The 10,463-nt window shown below is 74.0% G+C and carries 9 protein-coding genes and 1 tRNA gene; 6 read left to right on the top strand and 4 right to left on the bottom strand.

Going from position 1 to position 10,463, the window contains the following annotated elements:
* Nucleotides 1-63: 63 nt before the first annotated feature.
* Together ACWGKU_RS27375 and hrpA are read right to left on the bottom strand one after the other, a co-directional pair.
* A tRNA-Asp gene (locus ACWGKU_RS27375) sits at nt 64-137 on the bottom strand.
* Between the two features lie 124 nt (nt 138-261).
* Nucleotides 262-4,251 carry an ATP-dependent RNA helicase HrpA gene (hrpA, locus tag ACWGKU_RS27370; protein WP_401049241.1) on the bottom strand — a complete coding sequence of 1,330 codons (3,990 nt, stop codon included), beginning with the start codon at nt 4,249-4,251 and terminating at the stop codon, nt 262-264.
* A 141-nt stretch (nt 4,252-4,392) separates the two neighbouring features.
* Here hrpA and ACWGKU_RS27365 point away from each other — a divergent pair, with 141 nt between their 5' ends.
* Complete coding sequence (locus ACWGKU_RS27365; protein WP_359897967.1) at nt 4,393-4,911, top strand: SigE family RNA polymerase sigma factor; 519 nt, start codon at nt 4,393-4,395, stop codon at nt 4,909-4,911.
* Nucleotides 4,908-5,786, top strand: coding sequence for a hypothetical protein (locus ACWGKU_RS27360; protein ID WP_401049243.1), 879 nt, complete (start codon nt 4,908-4,910; stop codon nt 5,784-5,786). The genes ACWGKU_RS27365 and ACWGKU_RS27360 overlap by 4 nt, the downstream gene beginning before the upstream one ends.
* Before the next feature lie 78 nt (nt 5,787-5,864).
* On the opposite strand, the gene ACWGKU_RS27355 is transcribed toward ACWGKU_RS27360, so the two are convergent.
* Nucleotides 5,865-6,821 (bottom strand): LysR family transcriptional regulator, encoded by a 957-nt coding sequence (locus ACWGKU_RS27355; protein WP_452180823.1) that lies wholly within the window; start codon nt 6,819-6,821, stop codon nt 5,865-5,867.
* Between the two features lie 251 nt (nt 6,822-7,072).
* Here ACWGKU_RS27355 and ACWGKU_RS27350 point away from each other — a divergent pair, with 251 nt between their 5' ends.
* A complete protein-coding gene (locus ACWGKU_RS27350) occupies nt 7,073-7,993 on the top strand; it encodes a zinc-binding dehydrogenase (protein WP_359897964.1) in 921 nt (306 codons plus the stop codon).
* A 55-nt stretch (nt 7,994-8,048) separates the two neighbouring features.
* The gene (locus ACWGKU_RS27345; RefSeq protein ID WP_452180822.1) at nt 8,049-9,155 is read left to right on the top strand and encodes an alpha/beta hydrolase family protein; all 1,107 of its coding nucleotides are present in this window, start codon (nt 8,049-8,051) and stop codon (nt 9,153-9,155) included.
* A gap of 5 nt (nt 9,156-9,160) precedes the next feature.
* Here ACWGKU_RS27345 and ACWGKU_RS27340 read toward each other — a convergent pair whose 3' ends face one another.
* Nucleotides 9,161-9,664, bottom strand: a complete 504-nt coding sequence (locus ACWGKU_RS27340) for a DUF3995 domain-containing protein (protein ID WP_452180821.1) — start codon at nt 9,662-9,664, stop codon at nt 9,161-9,163.
* A gap of 133 nt (nt 9,665-9,797) precedes the next feature.
* On the opposite strand from ACWGKU_RS27340, the gene ACWGKU_RS27335 reads away from it, so the two are divergent.
* On the top strand, nt 9,798-10,028 hold the full coding sequence (locus tag ACWGKU_RS27335; RefSeq protein ID WP_452180820.1) for a FitA-like ribbon-helix-helix domain-containing protein: 231 nt from the start codon (nt 9,798-9,800) through the stop codon (nt 10,026-10,028).
* 154 nt (nt 10,029-10,182) lie between these two features.
* Nucleotides 10,183-10,431 carry a type II toxin-antitoxin system VapC family toxin gene (locus ACWGKU_RS27330; protein WP_452180819.1) on the top strand — a complete coding sequence of 83 codons (249 nt, stop codon included), beginning with the start codon at nt 10,183-10,185 and terminating at the stop codon, nt 10,429-10,431.
* Nucleotides 10,432-10,463: the final 32 nt, after the last annotated feature.

Genomic DNA, 10,463 nt, shown 5'->3' with positions numbered 1-10,463 from the left:
GGGGCCCAGCGGAACCCACCGGCCCGCCGGCTACGTGAGGGTTCGGGGCCTCTCGCACTGCGGCGATCCCGACGGGACTTGAACCCGCGACCTCCACCTTGACAGGGTGGCGAGCTAACCAACTGCTCCACGGGACCAGAGTGTTTCCTGATCTCGTTCACTCGCTTGCCGCGCTGCGAACAAGACAGACTGTAGCCCATGGTGGGCCCCCAGGTCGAACTGGCTCCTGAAGGCCCACCGCAGCTCACACGGCCACCCGGGTCAGAGCGTCGCCCGCGCCGCCGCCATCGCCTTCGTGATCCGCTTCTCCGACACCGGGCTCGGCGTGCCCAGCGACTGGGCGAAGAAGCTGACCCGCAGCTCCTCGATCATCCAGCGGATCGCCCGCACCTCCGCGGACGGCTGGTGCCCGGCCGGCACCGCCGCCAGCAGCTCCCCGTACTCCTGCTGCACCTGCTGCACCTTCAGCAGCTGCTGGGCGTCCCGCTGCGGGTGGTTGGGCAGCGCCTCCAGGCGACGGTCCACCGCCAGCAGGTAGCGCTTGAGGTCCGGCAGCCGCTGCCAGCCGGTGGCCGTCACGAAGCCCGGGTGCACCAGCGAGGCCAGGTGCAGCCGGACGTCGTTCACCGCGTTCAGCAGCACCGGGCTGCTCACCGACTTCAGCCGGGTCGAGGCCTTGTGGAAGGCGATCAGCGCGGTGGCCGTCTTCAGCGTGGTGTCCGCGGACAGGTCGTACAGGTCCGCGCGCACCTTGTCGTGCAGCTTGCCGAAGGCCGCCTCGTCCCAGGCCGGCCCGCCGGCCAGGGTCATCAGCCGGTCCGTCGCGGCGGCCACGACGTCCTCGAACAGGGCGCCGATCGAGCCGTGCGGGCTGTGCGAGAGCGCCAGCTTCGCCTGGTTGCCCAGCCGGCCCTGGATGGACTTGGCCGGGGAGGTGGTGGTCAGCATCAGCAGCCGCCGCGTCCCCTCCCACATCGACCGGGCCTGCGCCTCCGGGGTGTCGAACAGCTTGACGCCGACCGACGGGCCCTCGTCCACCAGGGCCGGGTAGGCGCGCATCGAGTGGCCGCGCGAACGCTGCTCGAAGGTGCGCTGGAGCACCGGCAGCGAGGCCGGCCAGGCGGTCAGCCCGCTCTGCTCGATGCCCTGGCCGGAAGCGGCCGAGGAGAGCGTCTCCTTGAGCTTCGGCTTGAGCTTCAGCCGCAGCTCCTCCAGGTCCTTGGACTCGGCGAGCCTGCGGCGCCCGTCCACCACCCGGAAGGTCACCTTGAGGTGATCGGGCACCCGGTCGTCGTCCCAGGCCTCCGGGGGCACGGTGACCGCCGTCAGGCGCTTCAGGGCGTGCTCCAGGGCCGGGAGCAGGGGCTCCTGGCGGTCCTTCACCGCGCGCAGCGCCGCCCTGGCGAAGTCCGGCGCCGGAACGAAGTTGCGCCGGATCGCCTTCGGCAGCGACTTGATGTACGCGGTGACCAGCTCCTCCCGCAGACCGGGGATCTGCCAGTCGAAGCCCTCCGCGGTGACCTGGTTCAGCACCGGCAGCGGGATGTGCACGGTCACGCCGTCCGCGTCGCTGCCCGGCTCGAACTGGTAGGTCAGCTTGAAGCGGAGCTTGCCCTGCTGCCAGTGGTCCGGGTAGTCGGCCTCGGTGACGCCGTCCGCGGCGTCGTTGATCAGCATCGACTTCTCGAAGTTCAGCAGGTCCGGCTGCTCGTGCCGGGCCTTCTTCCACCAGGAGTCGAAGTGCCGGGTGGAGACGATCTCGTCGGGCAGCCGGGCGTCGTAGAAGTCGAACAGGGTCTGGTCGTCCACCAGGATGTCCCGGCGGCGGGCCCGGTTCTCCAGCTCCTCGACCTCGCCGAGCAGCTTGCGGTTCTCCGCGAAGAACCGGTGGTGGGTCTCCCAGTCGCCCTCGACCAGCGCGTTGCGGATGAACAGCTCGCGACAGAGCTCCGGGTCGATCCTCCCGTAGTTGACCTTGCGCTGGGCGACGACCGGCATCCCGTAGAGGGTCACCTTCTCGTACGCCATGACGGCGCCGGCCTTCTTCTCCCAGTGCGGCTCGCTGTGGCTGCGCTTGATCAGGTGGCCGGCCAGCGGCTCGACCCACTCCGGCTCGATCTTCGCGTTGATCCGCGCCCAGAGCCGGGAGGTCTCCACCAGCTCCGCCGACATCACCCAGCGCGGCGGCTTCTTGAACAGGCCGGAGCCCGGGAACACCGCGAAGCGGGCGCCGCGCGCACCGCCGTACTCGCGCTTCTCCACGTCGAACAGACCGATGTGGGAGAGCAGGCCGGCCAGCAGCGACTGGTGGATCCGGTCGGCGTCCGGCTCGCCCTCTTGTCCCGTGGGGTGCGGCTCCTCGATCGTCACGCCCAACTGCTTGGCGACGGTGCGCAGCTGGACGTAGATGTCCTGCCACTCCCGTATCCGCAGGTAGTTGAGGAACTCCGCCTTGCACATCCGGCGGAACGCCGAGGAGGAGAGCTCGCTCTGCTGCTCCCGGACGTAGCGCCACATCGCCAGGTAGGAGAGGAAGTCGGAGGTCTCCGAGTTGAACCGCTTGTGCCGCTCGTCGGCGGCCTGGCGCTTCTCGGCCGGGCGCTCGCGCGGGTCCTGGATGGAGAGCGCGGCGGCGATCACCATGACGTCGCGGACGCAGCCGTTGCGGTCCGCCTCCAGCACCATGCGGGCCATCCGCGGGTCCACCGGGAGCTGGGCGAGCTTGCGGCCCAGCTGGGTCAGGCGCTTGCGCGGGTCCTTCTCCTCCGGGTCGAGCGCGCCCAGCTCGTGCAGCAGGGCGACGCCGTCCTTGATGTTGCGCGAGTCCGGCGGGTCCAGGAACGGGAAGGCGGCGATGTCGCCGAGGCCGGCCGCCGTCATCTGGAGGATCACCGAGGCCAGGTTGGTGCGCAGGATCTCGGCGTCGGTGAACTCGGGGCGGGAGAGGAAGTCCTCCTCCGAGTAGAGCCGGATGCAGATGCCGTCCGAGGTGCGGCCGCAGCGGCCCTTGCGCTGGTTGGCGCTGGCCTGGCTGATCGCCTCGATCGGCAGCCGCTGCACCTTGGTGCGGTGGCTGTAGCGGGAGATCCGGGCGCTGCCCGGGTCGATCACGTACTTGATGCCGGGGACGGTCAGCGAGGTCTCGGCCACGTTGGTGGCCAGCACGATCCGGCGGCTGCGGGAGCGCTGGAAGACCTTGTGCTGCTCGGCCGAACTGAGCCGCGCGTACAGCGGCAGGATCTCGGTGTTCTTCAGCTTCAGCTTCCCGAGGGCGTCCGCGGTGTCGCGGATCTCGCGCTCGCCGGAGAGGAAGACCAGGATGTCGCCCGGGCCCTCGGCCTGGAGCTCCTCGGCGGCGTCGCAGATCGCCTGGACCTGGTCCCGGTCGCGGTCGGCCTCGTCCGCCTCGTCGTCGGCCTCGTCGACGATCGGCCGGTAGCGGACCTCGACCGGGTAGGTGCGGCCGGAGACCTCGATGATCGGGGCGTCGCCGAAGTGCCGGGCGAAGCGCTCCGGGTCGATGGTCGCGGAGGTGATCACGACCTTGAGGTCCGGGCGGCGGGGGAGCAGCTGCTTGACGTAGCCGAGGATGAAGTCGATGTTGAGGCTGCGCTCGTGCGCCTCGTCGATGATCAGAGTGTCGTACTGGTGCAGGTCGCGGTCGGTCTGGATCTCCGCGAGCAGGATGCCGTCCGTCATCAGCTTGACCAGGGTGTCCTGGCCGACCTGGTCGGTGAACCGGACCTTCCAGCCGACCGCCTCGCCGAGCGGGCTGTCCAGCTCCTCCGCGACCCGCTCGGCCACCGTGCGGGCGGCGATCCGGCGCGGCTGGGTGTGGCCGACCAGGCCGCGCACGCCACGACCGAGCTCCAGACAGATCTTCGGGATCTGGGTCGTCTTGCCGGAGCCGGTCTCGCCCGCGACGATCACCACCTGGTGGTCCCGGATCGCCGCCAGGATCTCGTCCTTCTTCTGGCTGACCGGGAGCTCGGCGGGATAGCCGATCCTCGGGACGGCGCGCCGGCGCCGCTCGACGACCGCCTCGGCGCGGTCGATCTCGGCGGCGATCTCGGCGGCGACCTTCTGCCGGGCCTCGGGCTTGCGGACCCGACGGGCCCCCTCCAGCCGGCGCCCGATCCGCACCTGGTCGCGCAGGGTCAGCTCGGGCAGACGGGCGGCCAGCCCGCCGATTCCGGGGCCCTCGGCGGGTACGGTGGCGGACTGGACTGCGGGAGAACTCACTGCGGGCATCCCTCTAGGTTCGCAAGGAGGCACGGCGGAGCGCACCTCGGTTTTCGAGCCCCTCCAGTGTCACAGCCGTCGGCGGCGAATCGCGAACGGCAGGCAACGGTCCGAGGCCGTCCCGGGCTCCGGGAGGTTGAGGAGGTGCTCATGGGAGCCCACAAGACCGCCCGGGACGAGGAGTTCCGGACGTTCGTCGGCAGTGCGTGGTCACGGCTGCTCAGGACGGCGTTCCTGCTCGCGGGGGACCGGCACGGCGCCGAGGACCTGGTCCAGCAGGCGCTGGAGCGGGCGTACGCGGCGTGGAACCGGGTGCGTGCCGCGGACGACCCGTACGCCTATGTGCGCCGGATCGTGATCAACGAGCACGCCAGACGGTTCCGGCGGCGGCTGGTCGAGTACCCGGTCACCGAGTTCCCGGACCGGCCCGCACCGGCCGGCGCCGACCCGGACGACCGGGCCGTGCTGCTCGCCGCACTCGGCACCCTGCCGCCGCGCCAGCGCCAGGCCGTGGTGCTGCGGTACTGGGAGGACCTCAGCGAGACCCAGACCGCGGTGGCGATGGGCTGCTCGGTCGGCACGGTCAAGAGCCAGGCGGCCAGAGGCCTGGCCAAGCTCCGCGGGGCCTCCTCACTCATCGGACTGACCAGCATCGGAGGGGCAAGATGAGCAACGAGTTCCTGCCCGGGAACACGGCGACCGGAGACGAGACGGCGGCCGTGCGGGTCCTGGGCGAACTGGCCGGGAGCGTCGAGACCGGGACGGTCCCGTACGACCGGCTGGTCGCCGGCGGCCGGCGGCGACTGCGGCACCGGCGGCTGCTGACCGCCGGGGTGGCGGCGGTGCTGGTCGCCGGCGTCGCCGGAGGCACGGCGGTGCTCGGCGAGCGCGGCCGGCAGGCCGTCTCGACCGTGGTGGCGGCCTCGGCCGCGGCCTCGGCCACCGCGGTGAGCACCACGGGCGCGCCCACCGCCCGGGACCCGTTCAACCCCGTCCGGGTCAAGGTCGCCGAAGGCAGCGCGAACGGCCACACCTGGCAGGCCTGGACCGCGCTGTGGCCGGCCGTCCCCGGCAAGGAGGACTTCGCCCAGCAGGCCCGGATGATCCAGGCGGAGCGGCACGCGGCCAACCCGGCGGTGAAGCCGGTCACCCAGAAGGACATCGACATCAACTGGGACACGCGCATCGACAGGGTGAACTACTACTACACCGTGGACGGCAAGCGGCAGGCGGACGACACCCTGCACGCGGTCTCCGCCCCGGGCGGGTTCCCGGGCGCCGTCGGCGGCTCGTCGCTCGGCCTCAACGACGGCGCGGGCGTCCCGCCGGTGGTGATCGAGGGGGTCCAGGCCGACATCACGAAGGTCGTGGTCGCCTGGAAGAGCGGCGGCACCACCGAGGCGGTGCCGGTCGTGGTCGGGGACTCCCCGTTCCGCTACTACGGCATCCTGGCGAAGCCCGGCACCGACGCGGCGACCGTCACCTACTACGCGGCGGACGGCTCGGTGGAGCGCGTCAAGGACACCTGGCTCCGGACGTCCTGAGCCGGTGGCCGTCGGGGCCGCCGGGGCCGTCGGGGTGGCGGCGGGTGGCCGGGGTGATCGGGGCGGTCGGGGCGCCCGTCACGGGCGGAGCGCGGCCTGGTCGGCGTCCGGGAGCCAGTCGCGGGCCGGGTCGTACTCCAGCCACCGGTTGCGGGCAGCCCCGGTGGTGAACGCCCGCAGCAGGTCGTCCAGTCGGGGGTGCGGGTCGGTGCCGGGACCGGTGCGCCAGAGGAGCGACCAGGCGTAGAGCGGGGTCGGGTCCGCCAGTGGGACGGTGCGGACACCCGGGCGCCCGGGCGGCGGGCCGTCGGCGGGGACGAGGGAGAAGCACGCCGGGTCGGCACGGACCTGGTCCACGAAATGCTCCAGGCCCAGGTTGGTCGAGCCGACCCGGCGGGCGATCCCGAAGCGCTCGGCGAAGCGGGTCAGGAAGTCCAGCCGGTCCACCGCCGCCGGGTAGCGCAGCACACTGTCCCGCAGGTCGCCCGGGCGCAGGACGTCCCGGCCGGCCAGCGGATGGCCGGTGCTCAGCAGGACGTCCACCGGCTCCAGCCGGACCAGCCGGTGCGTCAACTCGCCCCCGCCGCCCGGCAGCCGGTGCACCCGGCCGAACCCGGCGTCCGACTCCCCGCGCAGCACGGCCGCCGCGACGGACGGCAGGTCCCGGCCGGGCACCGGCTCCACCTGCAGCCCCGGCGCCGCGTCCACCGCCTGTGCGAGCGTACGCATCGGGGCGTACAGGTGCCCCCACACGTCGATCCGCAGCGGCCGCGCCGCGCACCCCGCGGCCGCCACCGCCCGCTCCCCCTGCGTCAGCGCCCGCCGGGCCGGCTCCAGGAACCGCAGCCCCGCCCCCGTCAGCCCCACCCCGCGCGCGTCCCGGTCCAGCAGCCGCACCCCCAGCACCGCCTCCAGCCGCGCCACCCGCTTCGACAGCCCCTGCTGGCTGATCCCCAACCGCCCGGCCGCCCGCCCGAAGTGCAACTCCTCGGCCGCCACGACGAACGCCCGCACCTGCGCCAGATCCAGATCCACCCGGGCACCTTAGGGCCTGCCCCCGAACTCCCGCGGGGCACCCGCCGCGGCCGCGGCCGCGGTCGCGGCGCGGTCGGGTGGGTCGTCGCCGCCCCGCGGCCGGGCGCTTCGCTCCGCCGTGCCGCGTGGTGCCGTCCAAGGCCCGTCGCTCCTGGCCGGACAACCGGTGGTTGTCGCCGTCGTCCCGCGGTTGTTGGACCGGCCGGGGCGGTGCGCGGTGGGGTGAGGGAGTGGCCGACGGAGGAGTGGGGATGAAGGCGCTGGTGGCGACGGGGCGGGCGGCGGAGCCGGTGCGGTTCGCGGAGGTGGAACAGCCGCGGCCGGGGCCCGGGGAGGCGCTGGTGAAGGTGGAGGCGTTCTCGGTGAACCGGGGCGAGACCTTCCAGCTGGAGGCGCCCCGGGCCGGGTGGCGGCCCGGGAAGGACGTGGCCGGACTGGTGGTGCAGGCCGCCGCCGACGGGTCGGGCCCGGCCGTCTGCCGCCGGGTGGTCGGGCATCCGCCCGCCGCCGGGTGGGCCGAGTACGTGTGCGTCCCGACCTCCTCCCTCGCCGAACTGCCCGACGGCCTGGACACCGTACGGGCCGCCGCGCTGCCGCTGGCCGGCCTCACCGCGCTGCGGCTGCTCCGGGCGGCGGGGCCGCTGGCCGGACGGCGGGTGCTGCTCACCGGGGCCTCCGGGGGCGTCGGGCACTACGTCACCGAGCTGGCCGCCGCGGCCGGGGCCGAGCTGACCGCCGTCACCGCCTCCCCGGAGCGCGGCCGGCGGCTGGTCGAGCTGGGAGCGGCCGAGGTGGTCCACGAGCCGGGCGAGGCGCGCGGGCCGTACGACCTGGTGCTGGAGTCCACCGGCGGCGCCGCGCTGCCGCTCGCGCTGGCCCGGCTGGCCCGGCGCGGCACCCTGATCTGGTTCGGCCAGGCCTCCCGGACGCCCGTCACGCTCGACTTCTTCGACTTCTTCGCGGGCCCGGAGTCGGCGGTCGTCCGGCACTTCCACTACGCGGACTCGGACGTCCCGGACGGCGCCGACCTGGCCACCCTGGTGCGCCTCACCCGGGAGGGGCGGCTGACCCCGGAGCTCGGCCGGGTCGCGCCCTGGGCGGAGACCGCCGCCGTGCTCACCGACCTGCGCGAGCGCCGGATCCGCGGCAAGGCCGTCCTGACCCTCGCCTGACGCCCGCCCGATGCCCGCCCGACACCCGCTCCGAACGATGCGAATGATGCGCACGATGCGAACGACTTCGAAGGGAACCCCCGCCGTGCCCGACCTCTCCTTCCTCGACACCCCCGGCCTGCTGCCCGCCTTCGTCGAGGAGAACCGGCCGCGCGCCCACGGCGCCGGCCTGGACCCGTACGAGTACGCCCGGGTCACCGCCCCGCTGACCTCCCCGCACGACTGGCCGGCCGCCTGCCGGGCGGCCGGCCACCGGCACGCCGGGGCGGCGGAGCGGGCCGCCGCCGAGGGCCGCACCGTCACCGCCGGCGAGCGGTACCGGAGCGCCGCCCGCTGGTACCACTTCGCCGGGCTGCTCCCGCACCCCGACCGGGCGGCCGCGGCCCAGGCCGCCGCGGAGGCCGACGAGGCGATGCGGCGGGCGCTGGCCCTGCTCGACCCGGGGGCGGAGCGGGTCGAGGGCGAGGGCTTCGCGGGCTGGCTGCGCCGCCCGGCGGCCGGCGGGGCGGCCGACGGGAGCGGCGGCCGGGCCCCGGTGGTCCTGGTGGTGCCGGGGATGGACTCGGGCAAGGAGGAGTTCCACGCGGTCGCCGACGCCCTGCTCGCCCGGGGCGTCGCGGTGCTCGCCGTCGACGGGCCCGGGCAGGGCGTGCTGGCCGCCGGCAGCGCGCCGGAGCCGGAGTACCACCGGGTGGTCGGCCGCGCCCTCGACGCGCTGGCCGGCCGTGCGGGGCTGGACCCGGACCGGACCGCCGTGATCGGCCTCAGCCTGGGCGGCCACTACGCGGCCGTGGCCGCCGCCCACGAGCCGCGGCTGCGCGCCGCCGCCATGGTCAGCGGCCCGTACCGGCTGGACTGGGAGGGCCTGGTCCCGTTCGTCACCGCGACCCTGGCGCAGCGCTGCGGCGGGTACCAGGCGGCCCGCGCCTTCGCCGAGCGGATCGACCTGACCGCCCTCGCGCCGGCGATCACCGTCCCGCTGCTGGTGGTCGAGGGCGGCGAGGACCGCATCCCGGGCGTCACCGCCGCCACCCACCTCGCCGAGCACGCCCCGAACGCCGAACTGCTGCTCGTGCCGCACGGCAACCACCTGCTCGGCACCGCCCTGCCGGACTGGCTCCCCGCCACCGCCGACTGGCTCACCGCCCGGCTGACCGGCTGACCGGCTCACCGAGCCGCTGACCGGCTCACCACGGCCGACCGGCCGGGCGCCCGGTGACCGAGCGAGGCGGCGGCGAACAGCAGGCCGCCGGCCAGGAAGAACGGCTCGTAGCCGAAGGTCGCGAACCGGGCCATCGCGTCCAGTTCGGCCCCCGATCGGCTGCCGGCGGCCAGCGCGATCCAGTCCGGCACGGACGGCGCGGCGTGCAGCACCAGCAGCGCGGTGGTGCCCCACAGCGCCGTGCCCAGCAGCCGGGCCGGCACCCGTGCGCCCCACCGCCGCAGCGGCGCCAGCGCCACCGCGGCGGCCACCGCGCACAACGGGATCGCGATCACGTCGATCACCAGCAGCGGCGTGCTGCTCCACACCGACCGCCCGTCCGGCAGCCCCAGCCGTCCGTCCGCCAGCCAGTACAGATGCACCAGCGCGAAGGCCACGGCCCACCCCGCCGCCGCGTACCCGGCTCCCCGCACCGCCCGGTTCCAGCCCGTGTCCCGTGTCGTCTCCATGCCGTCCACGGTCCCGCGCCGCCCCCGTCCGCCGGATCGTCCCGCGGACGGGTCCCCCTCCCCCTCCAGGGGGAACCGGGGGTCGTCCCGAGGGATCGCCAGCATTGTGCAGCTGATGCAGCTAAATGCAGGCATGCCAGCCATCACCCTTCGCGAGGTCCCGGACCCGATCCTGGACACCCTCAAGCTGAAGGCCGCGCGGGCCGGAAAGAGCCTCCAGGCCTACCTGCTCGACCTCGTCACCCGCGAGGCGGCCACCCCGTCGCTCGCCGAGATGATGACCAGGCTCGACCGGGAGACCCGAACCGAGGTCAGCACGGCCGACATCCTCTCGGCCATCGACGAGGGCCGAGAGCGCCGGTGACATCCACCGTCGTCGTGGACTGCTCGGCCCTGGTCCGAGTGCTCACCGACCACAGCCCGGTCGGCCACGCCGTACGCGCCCGGCTCCGCGAACTGGACGCGCTCGCGGACAGCGGGTCTGGCTCGGCGACGAGATCGTCTCGGCCCTGTTCGGAATGGTTCGGGGAGGGAAGCTCACCGGGAAGGAGGCGGAGAAGGCGATCGCCGACTACCGCTCGCTCGCCGTCACCAAGCACGAGACGCTGATCCTCTGGCAGCGGGTTCGGGAGCTCAACCACAACATCAGCGCCCATGACGCCCAGTACGTGGCACTCGCCGAGACCCTCGGTGTGCCGCTGGTCACCAGTGACGCCCGCATCCGGCGCAGCGGCGCGGCCGGGTGCGGGATCGAGGTCTTCGTGTAGTCGGCCGGCGCGGCGGCGGAACGACGAAGCCC

The sequence above is a fragment of the Kitasatospora sp. NPDC054768 genome (assembly GCF_053612025.1).
This window is presented reverse-complemented; position numbering and strand designations above follow the sequence as displayed.